Annotated in this window: 16 protein-coding genes; 10 read left to right on the forward strand and 6 right to left on the reverse strand. The window is 73.7% G+C overall.

What is annotated here, in order from left to right:
* Positions 1-3: 3 nt before the first annotated feature.
* Positions 4-1,665 (reverse strand): AbfB domain-containing protein, encoded by a 1,662-nt coding sequence (locus tag J2S43_RS04160; RefSeq protein ID WP_306827218.1) that lies wholly within the window; start codon positions 1,663-1,665, stop codon positions 4-6.
* A 244-nt stretch (positions 1,666-1,909) separates the two neighbouring features.
* Here J2S43_RS04160 and J2S43_RS04165 point away from each other — a divergent pair, with 244 nt between their 5' ends.
* Together J2S43_RS04165 and J2S43_RS04170 are read left to right on the forward strand one after the other, a co-directional pair.
* Entirely contained in the window at positions 1,910-2,242 is a 333-nt protein-coding gene (locus J2S43_RS04165) for an STAS domain-containing protein (RefSeq protein ID WP_306827219.1), read from the forward strand.
* The gene (locus tag J2S43_RS04170) at positions 2,235-2,621 is read left to right on the forward strand and encodes an ATP-binding protein (RefSeq protein WP_306827220.1); all 387 of its coding nucleotides are present in this window, start codon (positions 2,235-2,237) and stop codon (positions 2,619-2,621) included. Before J2S43_RS04165 ends, J2S43_RS04170 begins: the two co-directional genes overlap by 8 nt.
* Before the next feature lie 265 nt (positions 2,622-2,886).
* On the opposite strand, the gene J2S43_RS04175 is transcribed toward J2S43_RS04170, so the two are convergent.
* Positions 2,887-4,404 carry a PP2C family protein-serine/threonine phosphatase gene (locus tag J2S43_RS04175; protein ID WP_306827221.1) on the reverse strand — a complete coding sequence of 506 codons (1,518 nt, stop codon included), beginning with the start codon at positions 4,402-4,404 and terminating at the stop codon, positions 2,887-2,889.
* A gap of 138 nt (positions 4,405-4,542) precedes the next feature.
* Between J2S43_RS04175 and J2S43_RS04180 the strand changes: the two genes are divergently transcribed.
* From J2S43_RS04180 to J2S43_RS04195, 4 genes are all read left to right on the forward strand, one after another.
* Positions 4,543-5,280 carry a S1 family peptidase gene (locus J2S43_RS04180; protein WP_306827222.1) on the forward strand — a complete coding sequence of 246 codons (738 nt, stop codon included), beginning with the start codon at positions 4,543-4,545 and terminating at the stop codon, positions 5,278-5,280.
* Between the two features lie 56 nt (positions 5,281-5,336).
* Positions 5,337-6,236: an aldo/keto reductase gene (locus J2S43_RS04185; RefSeq protein ID WP_306827223.1), complete on the forward strand. Its 900-nt coding sequence runs from the start codon at positions 5,337-5,339 to the stop codon at positions 6,234-6,236.
* Between the two features lie 3 nt (positions 6,237-6,239).
* Complete coding sequence (locus tag J2S43_RS04190; protein WP_306827224.1) at positions 6,240-6,533, forward strand: cold shock domain-containing protein; 294 nt, start codon at positions 6,240-6,242, stop codon at positions 6,531-6,533.
* A 310-nt stretch (positions 6,534-6,843) separates the two neighbouring features.
* Positions 6,844-6,966 (forward strand): hypothetical protein, encoded by a 123-nt coding sequence (locus J2S43_RS04195; protein WP_306827225.1) that lies wholly within the window; start codon positions 6,844-6,846, stop codon positions 6,964-6,966.
* Here the strand turns inward: J2S43_RS04195 and J2S43_RS04200 are convergent.
* Complete coding sequence (locus J2S43_RS04200) at positions 6,963-10,055, reverse strand: glycoside hydrolase (RefSeq protein WP_306827226.1); 3,093 nt, start codon at positions 10,053-10,055, stop codon at positions 6,963-6,965. The two genes, J2S43_RS04195 and J2S43_RS04200, sit on opposite strands and share 4 nt — an antisense overlap.
* A 239-nt stretch (positions 10,056-10,294) precedes the next feature.
* Between J2S43_RS04200 and J2S43_RS04205 the strand changes: the two genes are divergently transcribed.
* Positions 10,295-10,801 carry a SigE family RNA polymerase sigma factor gene (locus J2S43_RS04205; protein WP_370881747.1) on the forward strand — a complete coding sequence of 169 codons (507 nt, stop codon included), beginning with the start codon at positions 10,295-10,297 and terminating at the stop codon, positions 10,799-10,801.
* Between the two features lie 14 nt (positions 10,802-10,815).
* On the forward strand, positions 10,816-12,135 hold the full coding sequence (locus J2S43_RS04210) for a hypothetical protein (RefSeq protein ID WP_306827228.1): 1,320 nt from the start codon (positions 10,816-10,818) through the stop codon (positions 12,133-12,135).
* 80 nt (positions 12,136-12,215) lie between these two features.
* On the opposite strand, the gene J2S43_RS04215 is transcribed toward J2S43_RS04210, so the two are convergent.
* Both J2S43_RS04215 and J2S43_RS04220 read right to left on the reverse strand, forming a co-directional pair.
* Complete coding sequence (locus J2S43_RS04215; protein WP_306827229.1) at positions 12,216-13,424, reverse strand: hypothetical protein; 1,209 nt, start codon at positions 13,422-13,424, stop codon at positions 12,216-12,218.
* Positions 13,425-13,467: 43 nt separating this feature from the next.
* Complete coding sequence (locus J2S43_RS04220) at positions 13,468-14,313, reverse strand: peptidoglycan-binding domain-containing protein (RefSeq protein ID WP_306827230.1); 846 nt, start codon at positions 14,311-14,313, stop codon at positions 13,468-13,470.
* 130 nt (positions 14,314-14,443) lie between these two features.
* Between J2S43_RS04220 and J2S43_RS04225 the strand changes: the two genes are divergently transcribed.
* Both J2S43_RS04225 and J2S43_RS04230 read left to right on the forward strand, forming a co-directional pair.
* Complete coding sequence (locus tag J2S43_RS04225; protein ID WP_306827231.1) at positions 14,444-14,968, forward strand: GNAT family N-acetyltransferase; 525 nt, start codon at positions 14,444-14,446, stop codon at positions 14,966-14,968.
* A gap of 349 nt (positions 14,969-15,317) precedes the next feature.
* The gene (locus J2S43_RS04230; RefSeq protein ID WP_306827232.1) at positions 15,318-16,319 is read left to right on the forward strand and encodes an SDR family NAD(P)-dependent oxidoreductase; all 1,002 of its coding nucleotides are present in this window, start codon (positions 15,318-15,320) and stop codon (positions 16,317-16,319) included.
* Positions 16,320-16,324: 5 nt separating this feature from the next.
* Here J2S43_RS04230 and J2S43_RS04235 read toward each other — a convergent pair whose 3' ends face one another.
* Positions 16,325-16,873 (reverse strand): TetR/AcrR family transcriptional regulator, encoded by a 549-nt coding sequence (locus J2S43_RS04235; protein ID WP_306827233.1) that lies wholly within the window; start codon positions 16,871-16,873, stop codon positions 16,325-16,327.
* Positions 16,874-17,039: the final 166 nt, after the last annotated feature.

Here is a 17,039-nt window from a genome sequence, read left to right on the forward strand (position 1 = left end):
CGCTCAGCCGAGGATGAAAGAGGCGTCGCGGGTGAAGGCGCGGGAGCCGTCCGGGCGGTCGATGTAGAGCGCGAAGTTCCGGTGCCGGACCACGTGGCCGGGGTAGTTGTAGGAGCGCAGCGTGACCGAGCCGGAGACCGCGCCGGCCTGCGGGCAGAACGTGGCATCCGCACGGAACAGCGCGCTGTCGTCGGCCCGGGACGCGCGCAGCCGGTAGTCGTAGTGCCGCAGGTAGCGGCCGTCCGGCAGGCGCAGAGACAGGCAGCGCGCGTCGGCCAGGCCGGGGACCACGGTGAACGCGGTCGCGCCGGACTCGCCGACCGCGTCGAGCATGGCGTAGCCGCCGCGCTCCCGCACGTACCGATCCGGGTGGTTGACCGAGCGCATCGACTGCCGCTCGTCGGCCGGGGCGGCGGGCGCCGGTTTCGCGGGGTTGCCGGGCACGGCCGGCTTGGCCGACGAGGCCGGCGCGGGCGGGACCGCGGCGGGCGGTGCGGCGGCGGCCTCGGCGATGCCGGCCGCGGCGACGGACGTCGATGCCGACGGTGACGGCGAGGCGGACGGTGACGGCGAGGCCGACGCGGACGCCGAGGGCGACGGCGGGGCCGGTGGCGCCGGGGTGTCCGATGCGGACGGTGGGCGGGTGCGGCGCGGCAGGTCGGCCGCGACCGGGACCGTGTCCGGGACGTCCGGCGCGCGGGTCAGCGCCAGCGCGCCGCCGGCCACCAGCACCACCAGGGCGGCGACGGCCGCGAGCACCAGGACGGCGGACGGACGGCGTACCGGCGGAAGGGGTTCCAGGCTTGCCTCGGCCGGCGCGGCGAGCAGTTCGAGCGGCTCGTAGACCGTGCCGCGGGAGAACGCGACCGGCGTGCCGGCCGGCTCCGGAAGCAGGCCGTCCGCGTGCAGCGCGGCGAGCAGCGTGTTCGGCACCGGGACCAGCGCGAGCCCGCTGATCAGCCGCTCCGCCGGGATGTGATGCGCGGCCAGGCCGGAACAGACCGGGCAGTTGTCCACATGCCGGACCAAACGCCTTCGCCAGGCCGGGCCGGGCCGGTGGTCCCAGTCCGTGGTGACCAGCCGCAGTCCCGGGCAGATCGGGCGCGCCCGCAGCGCGCTGACCAGCGCACGGGTGACGTCCAGCTGCTCGCGCATCCGGTCGAGGCGCGAGCCCGCGTCCGCCGGGGACAGGCGTAGCGCGGCCGCGGACTCGGCCCGGCCGATCGTGCCGGCCGCCTCCAGCCACCACAGCGACAGCGCGATCGCGTGCTCGCCGTCGAGCCAGCGGGTCGCCTCGGCCAGGCGCCGCCGCTGGCCCGAGAGGCCGAGCCGGATGATGCTCAGGCCGACGAAGTCCGCGCCCGGGTCCGGCGCGTCGCCGTCCTCGGGCAGCGGCGCGCGGGTGCCGCCACGGCGGACCCGGGTGGCCTGACGCAGCGCGTGGGCCAGCAGCCAGGGCCGGAACACGGCGGGTTCGCGCAGGTCAGGAAGCTCCCGCACGACGCGGTGCATGGTCTGGCGGACCGCGTCGTCGATGTCCGCGTGCGCGCCGACGGCACGGCCGATCACGTTGTAGACGAGTGGGAGGTGCTCGGCGACGAGCTCCGCGAGCGCCGTGCGGTCACCTCGACGCGCCGCCAGCACCAGGGCGAACCGCTCTGTCACCACCCGCTCCTTACGAGATCCTTAAGCCGCCCGAACCGTACCGAATGACGGCCACCAGGAACAGTGGCCGGGCGAATCTACACCCGCCGGAGTGCGAAAGATCCTCGCGGTGACCTCGGCCGACGGTCCGCGCGGCCGACCTCACCGCGGGCCTTCCGCCGAGCGCACCCGAACGAGGGCCGGGCCCGCGCCGCGCGAAGCCGTCCGCAATGCCATGATGAGCGGCGGATACAGGGGAGGCGCGATGGGTTTCGGGGCGCGGACATCCGGCGGTCCCGCGCGGACGGTGGTCACGCTCGACGGCGAGTGCGATCTGGCGGTGCGCGAGGAACTGACCGCGGCGTTGCTGGCCGCGGTGGCGGCCGCCCGGACCGTGGTGGTGGATCTGACGCACGTCACGTTCATCGACTCGACCGGCGTGCACAGTCTGGTCACCGCCTACCACGCGGCGCAGGCCGGCGGCGGGCGGCTGCACGTGGCGAACGCGCGCGGTCCGGTCGCCACCGTGCTCGACCTGACCGGCGTCGGCGAGCTCCTGGCCGAGCCGGCCGCCGGGTCCGGTGACACCGGTGTCTGACGACTGGCGCATGCTCTACGCGGTCGCCGCCGACCTGACGGCGCTGCGCGCGTTCGTGTCCACGCGCGCCGCCGTGCTCGGCCTCTCCGAGGAGCGCACCGAGCTGCTGGTCCTGGCCGTGAGCGAGCTCGCGACGAACACGTTGCAGCACACCGGTTCCGGCGGCGAGGTCACGCTCCGCACCGACCGCGGCCGCCTGGTCTGCGACGTCACGGACAGCGCGCACGACGGCGGCGCCACCCCGGTCCTCGGCCGCCCGATGCCACCGGCGGGCGCGCTTCGCGGCCGCGGCCTCGCCATCGTCGAGCACATCTGCGACGAGGTCGAGACGATCGTCATCTCCGGCGCCACCCGCGTCCGCATCCACCTCGACCTGTAGCCACGCTCGACGGCGAACCGGAAGAACCAAGATCAGAAAGCCGCTTTCCCGCTTCCGGCGTGGCTGAGTTCCCCGTGCTCCCGGTTCCCCGTGCTCCCGGTTCCCCGTGCTCCCGCGGGCACCGGTCGTCGCCCAGGGGCTCGTGCCTGCCGGTTCGCGGACGGCCGCGTCACAGACCACCCTCAAGATCAACCTAAGCTGAGTGGTAGTGGGCCGGTGCCCGTGGGGGCGTGCGGAGCGGGACCGCGCCGGAAGCGGGAGAATCTCAGGAAGGCAGCACGCGGACCGCGAGTGTGCAGGTGTCGTCGAAGGTGCTGGGTTCGTTGAGGGTCGCGTGCACGCGGGGCAGGTCCGGGCCGGCCGCGGCGAGCGCGTCGCGGACCCGGCGGAACTGGGCGGCCGGGTCGCCGGCGCGGCGCTCGACCAGGCCGTCCGTGTAGAAGAGGATCACGTCGTCCGGCGACAGCTCCGGCGTGCACTCCGGGTAGTCCGCGTCGTCGACGGCGCCGAGCAGCAGGCCGTGCGGGCGCTCCAGTTCGGTGGTGGCGCCGCACCGGGACAGCAGCGGCGCGGGATGGCCGGCCCGGGCCCACCGGAGGACGCGCGTCGCCGGATCGAAGACCGCGATCACGGCGGTGCCGGTGATGCGCAGCTGGAGGCAGAGCCGGTTGAGGTGATGCATCAGCACGCCCGGGTCGCGCAGGCCGATGGACAGCCAGGCGACCAGCGCGAACCTCAGGTGGGCCATGCCGCTGGCCGCGTCGAGGCCGTGGCCGGCGACGTCGCCGACCGCGAGCGCGACCAGGCCGTCGGGGAGTGTCTGCGCGTGGTACCAGTCGCCGCCGACCAGGACCGCGCGCTCGGCGGGCAGGTAGCTGACCATCGCCTCCAAGCCGGCCAGCGGGAACGGCTCGCGCGGCACCGGCTGGATCATGTTCTGCAGCTGGCCGGCGAGACGGTGCTCGGCGAGCGCGGTCATCTCGCGGGTCCGCAGCTGGTCGCCGAGCCGCTCGATCTCGGAGCGCGTGTCGACGCGCGCGGTCACGTCCTGCACCACCGCGTAGATCTTGATCGGCTTGCCCGCGCCGTCCCGTGCGGTGTCGGCCAGGATCCGCAGGTGCTTGATGGCGTCGCCGACCCGGAACCGCACGGTCACGTCCGAGGTGGCGCCGCTGTCGAGCGTCTGCCACGCGGTCTCGGCCAGCCCGCGGTCCTCCGGGAGCATCAGCGCGGCCTGCTCCATCCGGGACAGCGGACCGTCGGCCGGGTCCCGGCCGAAGACCGGGTACATCCCCGGGGACCACTCGGTCCGGCCGGTGTGCAGGTCGTACTCCGTCCAGCCGAGGCTGCCGAGCAGCTCGGTGTTGGTGAGCCGGCGCAGCTGCTCGTCCTCGCGCTGCCAGACCACCAGCAGGCCGCCGAGCATCGGCCGGACGCTGATCGTGAAGACGGAGCGGGCGACCACGCCGGACTCCGCCTGGTCGTAGACGAAGTCGGGCAGCTCGCCGGGCTCGCCGGTCTCCAGCACGTGCAGGTAGAGCTGCCAGAGTGGCCCGCCGATCATGGTGGGGTAGAGCCCGGCCACGGTGCGGTCCCGGCGGGCGGTGCCACGGTTGTAGATGTCCGGCACCTGACCGCCGGCCGCGGCGATCCGGAAGTCGGTGACGGCGCCGTCCGGGCCGGTGACCGGCACGAGCCAGGAGCAGCCCGCGGGCAGGCCGGCGAGAATCTCCTGGACGATCGCAGCGGCCTGCTCCGGGGCAGGCGCGCCGTCGTCAGCCATTGCGACAGTTTATCCGCAGCCCGATGGCGTTCTCGTCGTGGATGCGGGCGACTCGTGCACGGTGTGGCGCCATCGTCCGGTGATAGGCCCCAAACGGGATGTATCGAGGTTATTGAATATGGACATAGGGTCGGCGGCATGCGCCTCTCTCGCCTCATAGCCGCCGCCGGTCTGGTGATCGCCGGTCTGCTCGCGCCGTCCGCTGCCGTGGCGGCGCCCGCGCCGGAACCGGACTTCGGCATCCAGGTCGTCAACGGGCGGCCGGCCACCGAGAACTACTCGTTCATGGTCTACGTGTCCGGTTGCACCGGCTCGCTGATCAAGAACAACTGGGCCGTCACGGCCGCACACTGCCCCACCCCTTCGACGGTACGTGTCGGAAGCGTCAACCGGACCAGCGGCGGCACGGTCGTCGCCGTGACCCGCGCGATCACCCACCCGCGGATCGACGTCAAGCTGCTGCAGCTCGGCTCCGCGGTCTCCTACGCGCCCGCGCCGATCCCCACGGCGTCCGGCGCGGTCGGCACCGCCACCCGGATCATCGGCTGGGGCCAGACCTGCCCCACCCGGGGCTGCGGCTCCACGCCCACGGTCGCGAACGAGCTGGACACCTCGATCGTGGCGGACAGCCGGTGCTCCAGCATCGACGCCGCGTACGAGATCTGCACGAACAACACGAACGGCAACGCGGGCGCCTGCTACGGCGACTCCGGTGGCCCGCAGGTCCGCAGCGTCGGTGGGCGCTGGGAACTGATCGGCGTCACCAGCCGGGCCGGCAACAACAGCGCCACCTGCGCCACCGCGCCGTCCATCTACGGTGACCTGCCGTCGATCCGCGCCTGGGTCAACACGCAGGTCGGCGGTCTCCCCGCCTGACGTCCCGTTCCCGTGGGGCCGGTGCCGGGCGCCGGTCCCACAGGCATGATGGGTGCATGATCGGCTTCCCCGTCAGTCCCGTCAGCCTCGGCACGTCGTTCCTGGGCAACCCGGCGCAGCCGGACGGCTCACCCGCTCCGGAGTCCGCCGCGCTCGCGCACGCGCTGCTCACCGGCCCGTCCGCGCTGATCGACACATCCAACAACTACGCGGCCGGGCGCAGCGAGACCGCGCTGGGCCTGGCCCTGCGCTCGTCGGGTCTCCCGCAGGGCAGGACCGTGGTCACCAAGGTCGACGCGGACCCGGAGACCGGCCGGTTCGACCGGGACCGGGTGTGGCGCTCGTTCGAGGAGAGCACCGCGCGGCTCGGCCTCGACCGGCTGCCGCTGCTGCACCTGCACGACCCGTACACGATCACGGTCGAGGAGGCGTTCGCCCCCGGCGGCGCCGTGCAGGGCCTGCGCGAGCTGAAGGAGCAGGGCCTGGCCGGCGCGATCGGCGTCGCGGCCGGCGAGATCGGCCTGATGACCCGGTACGTCACCAGCGGCGCGTTCGACGTGCTGCTCACCCACAACCGCTACACGCTGGTCGACCGCCGCGCCGAGCCGCTGATCGCGTCGGCTGTGGCTCTCGGCATGGGCGTCTTCAACGCGGCCCCGTTCGGCGGCGGCCTGCTCGCCGGCCGTGACACCCGCTACGCCTACCGCGAGGCCTCGGCCGAGCTGCTGGCCTGGGTCGACCGCGCGCGGGCGGTCTGCGCGGACTTCGCTGTCTCGCTGCCGGCGGTGGCGCTGCACTTCTCGCTGCGCAATCCGGACATCGACTCGACGATCGTCGGCGTCAACCGCATCGAGCGCATCGCCGACCTGGAGACCATGCGCACCACGCCGATCCCGGCCGAGCTGTGGCCGGCCCTCGACGCGCTCGGCACCCCACCGTCGACGATCGAGGACTGAGCCGTGGACGCGATCATCCGCGAATGGCACGCCGACGAGGGCTGGGGCGTGATCGATTCCCCGGACACGCCCGGCGGCTGCTGGGCCCATTTCAGCGCCGCGGCCGCCCCGGCCGTCTTCCGGCCGGGCCAGCGGGTTCACCTCGAATGGGAGTCCCCGGGTCAGGACGGCTATCCGTTCCGCGCCATTCGCTTCTGGCCGGCCGGCAGCCCTCCGCGCGACCGCCCACCGGCCGCCCCCGGCACCGCGTACTCCAGCAGCCTCTCGCTCTCCTTCGACCCGCCGGGCGGCGAGTGAGCACGAGCCCGCGCGGCGTGCCGATCGAGGGCGCCGAACAACGTCCTGGCTCAGCCCGCCACTGCGGATGATCAGCAGACGCGCCGGACTCGGAGGCGGCCTGCGCGGCGGTCACCGGCCTGATCTGCGGTGGGGACTACAGGTCGCCGCGCGAGCAGACGCTGATCTACGAGATGTACGCGTATGCGAACCACGACCCGGCCGTAGCGGAGATCGCCCGTGCCTGGGTCCGGCGCAGCCACGCCAGCCTGGCGCTGCACTTCGACGAGCGGGCCTGCCGCGCGATGGACGCGCTGATCGAGGGCTGTCGATGCATCAGCTGCTGGAGGGCGTGCCGCTGGACCGGGAGATGGTGCTCGCCACGATCACCGCGGTCGCGGCCCGGTTCCCGCTCCGCGACGGCGCACGGAGCGGGACCCTCAGGGGCATTTAGACCAACATCAGCCGGTACGTTCGGGTCTGCGTCCCGTCCTCGCCGGTCACCGTGATGACGCGGTTGCGGCCCTCGGCGCGCACGGCCACCGAGGCGTATGGATCGGCCACCGTCGTGATCACCGCCTTCTCCGGCTTCCGGACGTCGACGCGGTAGGAGTCGCGGTCCGGGTCGAAGCCGCGCACCGGCACGCCGTCCACGGACAGCGCGGTCAGCGCCGCGTCCGCGGAGACGCCGGGCGCCTTCGCCAGCACCTCCAGCTCGGCCACGGTCAGGTAGCCGTTCGGCGCGGTGGTCAGCACCACGCAGATCGTGTCCGCCGGGCCGCCCGGCAGCGGCACCGTCGTGGTGGCGCCGTCCACCGCGACCTCGGGACCACCGGTGCAGGTGCCGTCCGGGCCCGGCACGCCGGCCCGGACGCTCCGCGCGACGCCGCCGCCGGACGCGGAGTCACGGTAGTGGTGCACGACCACGCCGGTCACGTCGCGCGCGGACGGGAGCGTGGCCGTCAGCGTCTCGGACGGGGTGCGGCCGGTGGACCGCCAGTTCGACCAGGCCTTGTCCGTGGTGACGCCGTTGGTCAGGCCCGCGGTCGAGTAGCCGCCCTCGGTGAAGCTCGCCGCCACCGACACCCCGGTCACGGCCGCCGGCACCGGCGCGGTCACCTGGATGCGCACGGTCGCGGGGACGGTCCGCCCGTCGGCCAGCCGTGCGGTGCCGCGCGCCTCGGTCACGCCGATCGTGGTGAGCGGCGGGACCGGCCCCCAGGTGACCGGCAGCTCCGCGCGCCCGCCGTGGTCGCCGAGCCCGGTCACGGTCGCGGGCAGCGCGGGCACGCCACCCTGGTAGGCCTTGGCGCGCGCCGGCGCGGTGGCCCGGAACGTGTCCACCGTGACCTCGGCCGTCGCCACGATCGCGCGGCCCAGCACGTCGGTCGCGGTGCCGCGCACGGTCACCGTGCCCGGCTTCCGCCACGCCTTCGCGGACGGCATCGTCCAGGTCACCGGCAGCACGCGGCCCGGTGTCGCGGTCACGGTCGCGGGCAGCGCGGGGACCCGGCCGGGCAGCGTGTACGTCCGGACCGGGTCCGTCGAGGTCACGGTCTCGTCGCGCAGCGCCCACCGCTGGTTCGCGCCGGACGTCGGCGTCCAGAGCCCGGCCGGCGAACCGTCCGCGGTCGCCTGCCCCGGGATCTCCAGCACCCGGCGCGCGGCCACGTTGATCAGTGTGTACGTGCCGTCGCCGGTGGTGGACAGTGTCCACAGTGCACCGTCGTCGGCCGCGCCGGCCGGCGCCTCGGTCAGCACCGTGCCGCCGCGCACGGCCAGGCGCCGCCCGGTGCCCGCGTTGGTCACCGTGTAGCGGGCCCGGTTGCTGACGGAGTCACCGGTCAGCGTCCACAGCTGGTCCGCGCGGGCCGGGTCGCCGGTGCGGATCGTGGCGTCCGCGCTCAGCGACCGCCCGCTCTGCACCCCTTCCAGGCGGTAGGTGTGCCCGGGGGTGACGTGTGAGCCCGCGACTCCGGACACGCCGGTGACCAGGAACGTGGTCACCGACTCGGCCGGCACGGTCAGCGTGGCCCTTCCGGCCGCGACCCGGACCGCGCCGCCGCGCACGAGCTTCCCGGACGCGCTCGTCACCACCGGCGTGACGGTCGCGTCCGCGGCCGTCGTGCCGAAGCGGGTCAGGTCCAGCGTGACGTCGCGGGCCGTGGCGGTGCCGTTCGCGTGCACGACCGTGGCGCCCCGGCCGTCCGCGGTGATCGCGGCCGCGCTTGCCGTGTCACCGACCTTCACCATGTGGTCGCCGGGCCGGATGAAGTGGGTGAAGTTGCGGATCGTGTCGAACTTCGTGTTCGTCCGGATCGGGCAGGTCGCGAGCGTGTCCGCCGCGGTGCAGTCGAACGGCACGTGGATGCTGCCCCACTGCAGGTTGCCCTCCGCGACCATGTTGTCCATGTCCTCGATCGGCTGCCACAGCACCCAGGCCGTGGGCTCCAGCTCGCGGAGGTCGTCGATGATCCGCTGGGCCATGCCGAGCCCGGAGTTCATGCTCGTGTAGTCGTTGCCCCAGCTGCCCTCGACCTCGCTCATCCACAGCGGGCGCTGCTCGGCCTTGGCCACGTCGCGCGCGGCGGTCCGCTGGCCGGTGCCGTAGGTGTGCACGTTCAGCTGCGTCACCGCGTCCCGGGCGGCCGGGGTGAGGCCGTACCAGTCCGTGACGAACGTGCCCGGGTTCGTCTCATCAGGAGCGGAGACCCTGGCGCGGGTACGGGCGGTGGCCAGCCGCCCGGCCAGCGCCTCGATCACCGTGGCCTGTAGCGCGGGCCCGGCGTGCGCACCCTCCTGCCGCCCGCCGGTCGGCTGCCCGTCCGGGCCCAGCGTCGTACCCCAGTAGTTGGTGTTCGGCTCGTTCAGCGGGTCGATCGTGTCGAACGCGATGCCGTGCGCGGACTCCAGGTGCTCGGTGACCCGCACGAGGTATTCCGCGAACTCGTCCGCCTTGTCCGCGCGGATCTGGTCCTGCGACGCGTCGAAGCCGCCGCTGACGTACCCGCTGACGGTCTGGAACCACGGCGGCGAGTTGCTGAACGCCTCCCACGTGTCGACCTCGTCCTTGACCTGGTCGACCCACCAGCGCTGGTTCGGGTCCGCGTCCCAGTCCCAGTGGCCCGGGTTCTGCGGGTCCCACCATTCCCTGTCCTGCGGGCCGAGCGCGGACGGCGCCCTCCACCAGCCCGGCACCGCGCCGCCCGGCCGCAGGTAGGGCTCGACCGTGGGCGCGTTGCCGCCGCCGATGTTGTAGCGCGCGATGTTGAGGTTGAGGCCGTCCGCGCCGAAGACCAGGTCCACCAGGCGCTCCCGGATCTCGTCCGGGTAGCCGCCGGTGGCGTGCGCCATCCAGACCAGGCTGGTGCCCCAGCCCTGAAACTCCTCCTGCTGGTACGACGGGTCGACGCTGATCGTCCAGGCCGGGTTCTGGATCGCGGCGGCTCCCGCGTGAGCCGGTGGGACGGCGAGGGCGGTGGTGGACAGCACGGCCGCCACGGTGGCGGCCAGCGGTGGGAGGAAGCGGTGCCGTGCGGTCATCGGCTGCCTTTCCGCTCGATGGGGACGGCCCGGCGCGACCGGTGGCGGCCCCGCCCGTGAGCGATGTTTACGTAAACATCGACGGGCCTTCGGAAAGTCCATCGTGGCGATCGACAACTGTCAAGGAGTACACACCGCGTGCCGTTCGGCATGATCGGGTGCAACCGTCCGCATCAGGGGCGCGTGTTGGTCGCGAACGGCGGGGGACGCCGCGACACAACGGGGAGGGGCAGATGACCATGGTCAGCGAAGCGGCCAGGGCATTGACCGACGACACGGGACCACCGACGTTCGAGTCGTTCTACGCGGCGCACTTCCAGCGGCTGTCACTGCAGCTGTTCGCGTACACCGGTGACTTCGGCCAGGCCCAGGACGTCGTGCAGGAGGCCTTCTGCCGCGCGCTTCCCCGGTGGGAGAAGGTCTCCCACTACGACGACCCGCTCGCCTGGCTGCGCAAGGTGGCCTGGAACCTGGCGACCAGCCGGTTTCGCCGGCTGCGCGTCCAGCAGGCACATGCCCGCCGCTATCGTGAGGAACACGTCGATGGACCCGGTCCCGACCGGGTCGCTCTGGCCCGCGCGCTCGCCACTCTGCCGGAGAAGCACCGGCGCGCCGTCATCCTCTACCACCTCGCCGATCTGTCCATAGCGCAGATCGCCGAGCAGGAGGACGTCGCCGAGGGGACCGTCAAGTCCTGGCTGCACCGCGGCCGCACCGCCCTCGCCGCCCAGCTCATCGACGCCTGAACGGAGCACCAGTCATGATGGACGAAGAGTTCCACTCGAGCGCGATCGACGACGCGTTCGCCTCCTTCCGCAGCGGCCCCGAGCTGCCCGCCCCGCTGGGCCCGGGCGCGGCCCGCGCCACCGTGCGCCGCCGCCGTCAGGCGCGCGCGGGCGTCACCGGCGGCCTCACCGCGCTGCTCATCGCCGCGCCGGTCGCGGCCTATGCGGCCGGCGTGATCGGCACGAACGATCCGCCGGTCACCCCGGCCACCGCGCCGCCGTCCCCGTCCGCGACCAGCCCGTCGCCGTCGCCGTCGGCGAGCGCGGACGGTGCCGGATCGGTGCCGGACGGCCGGATCGACGAGCTGACCCTGAGGAATTCGACGATCGACCTGCCGGCGTGGCCCTATGCGGGCAAGGACCACTGCCCGGCCGGTCAGCAGCGGTTCACCGACCATCCGCCCGGCCAGGCGACCGGCCCCCAGGTCACGCTGGAGTCCGTCGCCTACGTCGACGTGGACCACGACGGCGCGCAGGAGACCGCCGCGGTGATCGCGTGCCAGTGGTCGCAGGCTCCGGAGCTGCGCGTCGTCGTCTTCGATCGGGATGACAACGACAAGATCATCACGATCGGGGACGTGGTCGCGACGAAGTCGAACGGCCGCGCCGACGGGCTGCCGGAGAACATCCGCGCGGTGCGGGCATCCGGCAACGACGTCCAGGTGGAGGTCGGTGACCTCATGATCTGCTGCGCCGGCTCGGCCGACGTGATCAGGTGGCAGTGGCGCACCTACTCGCTGGACGGTGACACCTTCCGGCAGACCGGCGGCGAGACCAGCTTCCAGCCGAACCCGGACGCCGGTGTGGGGCACGGCGCCTCGCCCACCCCGACCGGCTCGCCCGGCAGGCTGGACGACCTGCGGGTGGTGACCGCGGGCATGTCGGGCACGGTCACGGGCGGCACGTTCACCGGCACGCTCGACATCACGTTCGTCAACGGCGGGCCACAGTCGGTCCACCCGGTCCTCGGGTTCGCGCTGCCGGAGGGCGCGGAACTCAAGAACGTGCCGGCGGGGTGCGCGCGCGATGACGACGCGGACGTCGGCAACCCGGACGGGGAGACCCGCGCGGTCTATGTCTGCCCGTACCCGGTGACCCGGGGCGGCAGCGAGGTCAAGGCCGGCCCGTTCGAGATCACCGGCCCGGCCTCGGCGTTCCCGTCCGGCGCGCTGAAGGTCGCGTACGTCGAGGTGCGGGGTACCGATGATCCCGGCGTGTGGCCGGCCCCGGGCGACGCGATGCCGGAGACGAACCTCGTCAACAACTTCACCAACGTGACGTTCACGGTCGGCTGAGCGACGGGGCCCCGCTCCGCGCGGAGCGGGGCCCCGTCGCCGTGCCGTCGCCGCCGAATCCCGAGCTGTACGTACTCGGCTCAGCCGAGTACGTACACCAGCTCGTCCAGCCACTCGCCGTGCCGGCCGCTGGCCTGGACCAGGTGCACGAAGTCCCGCGCCTCCGCCCGCAGCGCCGGCCCGGCCTGCGGTCGCAGCCGCTCCATCAGGTACTCGATCGGCACCGAGTCGTCCAGCGCCTCCCGGAACGCGTCGGTCACGCCGGTCTCCAGCACGGCCAGCGCGGGCTCCAGCGGCGTGGCCACGCCCGCCACGATCCGGTCCCAGCGCTGCAGCCGGTCGACCGGCGACGGCCGGCCGGACCCGTGCCGCTCGGTCATCGCGGCGGCCAGGTGCGCGCGCAGCACGGACGACCGCACGCTCGCCGCGGCCGGGTAGGTGAGGTGGTCGAGTCGCCCGTCGCCGCGCCGGCCGACCATGGCGCAGAACGCGCGGCATCGCTCCGCGGCCGAGACCACGGCCGCGGCCAGCAGCACCTCGCCGATCACGCGCACCGGGTGGCCGCCGTCCGGCAGCAGCCGCGCGGACGCCTCCACCAGCACGTCCGCGGCGAACAGGTCGGCCACGGTCTCGGCGCGAACGTCCGCCGGGCGCAGCGGCCGCCGGTGCAGCACGTCGCCGATCAGGTCGTGCCCGTCGTGCCGGCGCGCGGCCAGCAGCATGGTGCGCACGGACGCGTCGGTGAGCGGGCCGCGGGCGTGCGTGCGCGGGTCCGCGAAGTGGCCGAACTCGTGCGCGAGCGCGAAGAACCACAGCGCCAGCCGGTCCTCGGAGTCGGCCGAGGTCTCCAGCGAGCCGGTGCGCGGCGCGGTCCAGTCCCGGTCCAGGAACGCGGCCACGCCGCAGCGCGCGGCGAGATCGGTGTCGCCGAGCCGCAGCGCGGTCTCCGCCAGCAGGTGCAGGGCCGCCTGACGGCAGAGGATCCGGCGGGTACGCGCGGTCAGCCCGTCGGCCAGCAGCAGCGTGCGGATCAGCAGGCCGGACGCGAGCGACCGGCGGCTCCACGCCACCACCGGCTGCGGCAGCCCGGGCAGCGCCAGCACCTCGGGCGTGCCGTCGTCGACCCAGACCAGCGTGGCGTCCGTGCCGAGCCGCGCCGCCACGATGTCGAGCACCGTGTTCATCGGCGTGTGCACCTGGCGGGGGTAGACCGACCAGGCCACGCCCGCGCCGACGACCGGCGGGACGGCGCGCCGCAGACGCTGCCGCAGCAGCTGATCGGCCTCCACCGGCCAACTATCGGCCAGAATCGATAGCCGGGGGAAGGGGCTGTTAGGTCAGAGCGGCGACAGTCGCGGGGACGGCCGTGCCGAGCGCGGCCCAGGTGGCCGGGCCGACCACGCCGTCCTCGCGCAGCACGTGCGCGCGCTGGAAGCCGCGCAGCGCCAGCTCGGTCTCCAGGTCCACGATGCCGGTCACGTCCGCCAGGTGGCCGAGCACCAGCAGCCGCTCCTGCAACAGCACCACCTCGGCGCCGCTGTCCTGCGCGTGCAGCTCCGCGCGATGGCCGAGCGGCCGGTACCAGAGCACGTCCGGGTCCCAGTGGTTCTCCACCGCGTGCGCGGCCGTGCGGAACAGCGCGCGGTCGGCCGCGTTCCGCTGCGTCGCGCCCTGGATGCGACCGTGGTCCGCCGCGGCCCGCCAGTCGCCGGCCACGCAGTCCGCGCGCAGGTCCGGCCAGCCGGAGAAGTCCGGGCCGTGTGCCCAGGCCAGGCTGAGCAGCGCCAGCTGGGCGTCGGCCGGCCAGCGCGGGAACCCGGCGAACTCCGGCGTGCGGACCAGCCGGTCCTCCAGCGCGGCGAGCCGGCGCGCGGCCAGCTCGTCCACGCCGTCCTCGGTGAGCCGGACCGCGGTGCGCCCGGCGAAGTCGTGCGGTCGCCCGGCCAGGTCCGGCCGGCTCTGCACGGTCGTGTACGCCTCCCGGATCTGGCGCGTGGAGGCGCCGACGGTCGGCTCGTCGGCCAGCACGAACGGCAGCGTGGCCGCCTCGTCCATCGACTCCAGCCGGCACCCGGTGCCGATCGTGACCAGGCCCCACCCGTCCAGGTAGAGGTACGGCGTGCGGCCCTCGATGGGTTCGGTGAACGCCAGGAACGCGTCGGACACGGAGCTTCTCATGCGAAGAGCGTAGGGATTCCCGTACCCCTATGACGTGATTTATTGGTTTTTGCCGGTGGTGCGCCGCGCCCGGGACATGTCGCCGAGTCCGCGCATCATTCGGTGAACGGGCGCTCGGCATACTTGGGCCATGGCCGACATCTCCCTCGCCCCCGCCGACGCCGGCGACGCCCTCGCCGCCGAGGTGACCGCGCTGATCAACGAGGTCTACGCGGCCGGCGAGAAGGGCATCTGGCGGGATGAGACCGCGCGCACCGACATCGCCGAGACCGCCTCGCTCATCCGCGCCGGCGAGATCGTGGTCGCCCGACTCGGCACGGAGCTGGCCGGCAGCGTCCGCGTCCAGCGGCTGCCGGGCGGCGAGGGCGAGTTCGGCATGCTCGCGGCTCATCCCCGGCACCGCGGCATCGGCCTCGGCCGCGAGCTGGTCACGTTCGCCGAGGGCTGGGCGCGGGCGCAGGGCCTGACCGTGATGCAGCTGGAGCTGCTCTACCCGACCGAGTGGGAGCATCCGGTCAAGGCGTTCCTGCGCGAGTGGTACCTCCGGATCGGCTACCGGATCGTGCGGACGGCCGACTTCGCCGAGGTCTACCCCGCGCTCGCCCCGCGGGTGGCCACCCCCTGCGACTTCCTCGTCTTCCACAAGCAGCTCTGACGTTCTCCGCACGGCAACTCTGACGTTCTCCGCACGCCCGCGGGCACCGGTCGGCCGCGGGCGGCCTCCCTTCCGGTCCCGCCGCCAGTCGCGGTGGAGTCGCCAGCGAGCGGGCGCTGCCTCAGTGGCCTTTATTGCGAAATATCGGGCGCAGGCGCCCGGCGTGCGCCGCGGGTGCGCGGGTGCCGGGGTGCGTGCGGGTGCGCGGGTGCGCGGGTGCGCGCGGGGGGAGTGTGGGTCGGGACGGGGGTGTTGTCGGTGCTGGTGGGAGGGGGGTGGCGGGCGGTGGATCGTCGGTCGGGCGGCTGAGTAAACTAAGTTTACTTGGTTGGTGAGAGGGGATGCGGTTATGGAGAAGCGATCGAAGACGCTGACTGCCAACAGTGCGGTCGGGGACTGGCTGGATCATGAAAAGGGCGGTCCCGCGCTGCGTGAGCTGCTCGGGCGGGGTGGCTTCGACGAGTCCGCGCTCGAGCCGGCCCGCTCGCTGCCGCTCGCCAAGCTCGTCGAGCTGAGCGGGGGCCGGCTGCCGGCGGAGGTCGTCGAGGGCCTGGTCCTGGCCGTCAACGACGGTGTGGTGCCGGACGAGGAGGAGGGCACGTGGACCGAGCGGATCACGCCGGGCCGGTTCGCCGGGAAGACCGTGATCGTGACCGGCGCGGCCTCCGGCATAGGCCGCGCCGTCGCCTCCCGGGTCCTGCGCGAGGGCGGCCGGGTAGTCGCGGTCGACCTGTCCGCGGACCGGCTCGGCGGTCTCGAGGGCCTCGGCGGCGACGTGGTCACGGTGGCCGGCGACATCACCGACCCGGCGAGCATCGACCGGATCGTGGAGGCGGGCGGGCCGCGCATCGACGGTCTCGCGAACGTGGCCGGCATCCCGGACGACTTCTCGCCCGCCCACCTGGTCACCGACGCGATCTGGGACCGGGTCTTCGCGGTCAACGTGGACGGCCTGTTCAAGCTGACCCGCGCCGTGCTCCCGGTGATGATGGCGGCCGGCCGCGGCGCGATCGTGAACGTCGGCTCGGAGGCGTCGCTGCGCGGCAACACGGCCGGCCTGGCCTACACGGCGGCGAAGCACGCGGTGCTCGGCATCACCCGGAGCACCGCGTTCATGTACGGACCGCACGGCATCCGGGTGAACCTGGTCGCGCCGGGCGGGGTGGCGACGGGCATGGCGCCCGGCACCTCCGAGGCCGGCCGTGCCCGCCTCGGCCCGTTCCTGGCGCAGATCCCGAGTGTGGCGCTGCCGGAGCACCTGGCCGCGTCGATCACGTTCCTGCTCAGCGACGACGGCATCAACATCAACGGCGCGGTGCTGCCCTCGGACGGCGGCTGGTCGGTCCAGTAGGCCCGCTACGGCGTGAGGACGGCCTGCAGCAGCGCGCCGTACCGTACCGCAAGATCATCAGGGTCGGCGGCGAGCAGTTCCGCGTCGCCGACCACCCACAGCGCATAGGTGAGGCCGCCCACCAGCGCGCCCGCGATCCGAGCGCGCAGGTCCGCGTCCGGGCCGGAGAGCCGCGCGCGCAGCGGCGCCACGAACGACCGCTCGTGCACCTCGCGCAGCCGGTCCGCGATCAGGACCTCGCCGCTGCCGCCGACCAGCGCCAGGAACGCGCCCCTGATGTGCGGCTCGGACGCGAGCACGACCGCGATGAACCGCGGGCCCAGCTCGGACAGCGGCACACGCAGCAGCGGCTCGTCGTCGATGGTCAGGTCCATGGTCTCCAGGAACAGCAGCTCCTTGCTGCCGAAGTGCCGGATGACCAGCGCCGGGTTCGCCTGCGCGTCCGTCGCGATGTCCCGCACCGACGTGCGTGCGTATCCGCGCTCCCGGAACAGCCGGGCCGCCGACGACCGGATCTCCTCCCGGGTCGCGTCCGCGGATCCCCGTCTGACCATGCGCGACATCCTAATTCGTCGCGTTCCGGCCTCGGCACGACCTCGGAGACGACGCGGCGCGGTACGCCGACCCGGCAGGCCGTGATCCCCCGCGCGGGGGATCGCCGGTTGATCCCCGTGCGGGGACGCGCCGGTCCGGTCGCGCACATACCGTCGGTGATGTCGC

The organism is Catenuloplanes nepalensis (assembly GCF_030811575.1).
In the GTDB taxonomy this organism is placed as follows: domain Bacteria; phylum Actinomycetota; class Actinomycetes; order Mycobacteriales; family Micromonosporaceae; genus Catenuloplanes; species Catenuloplanes nepalensis.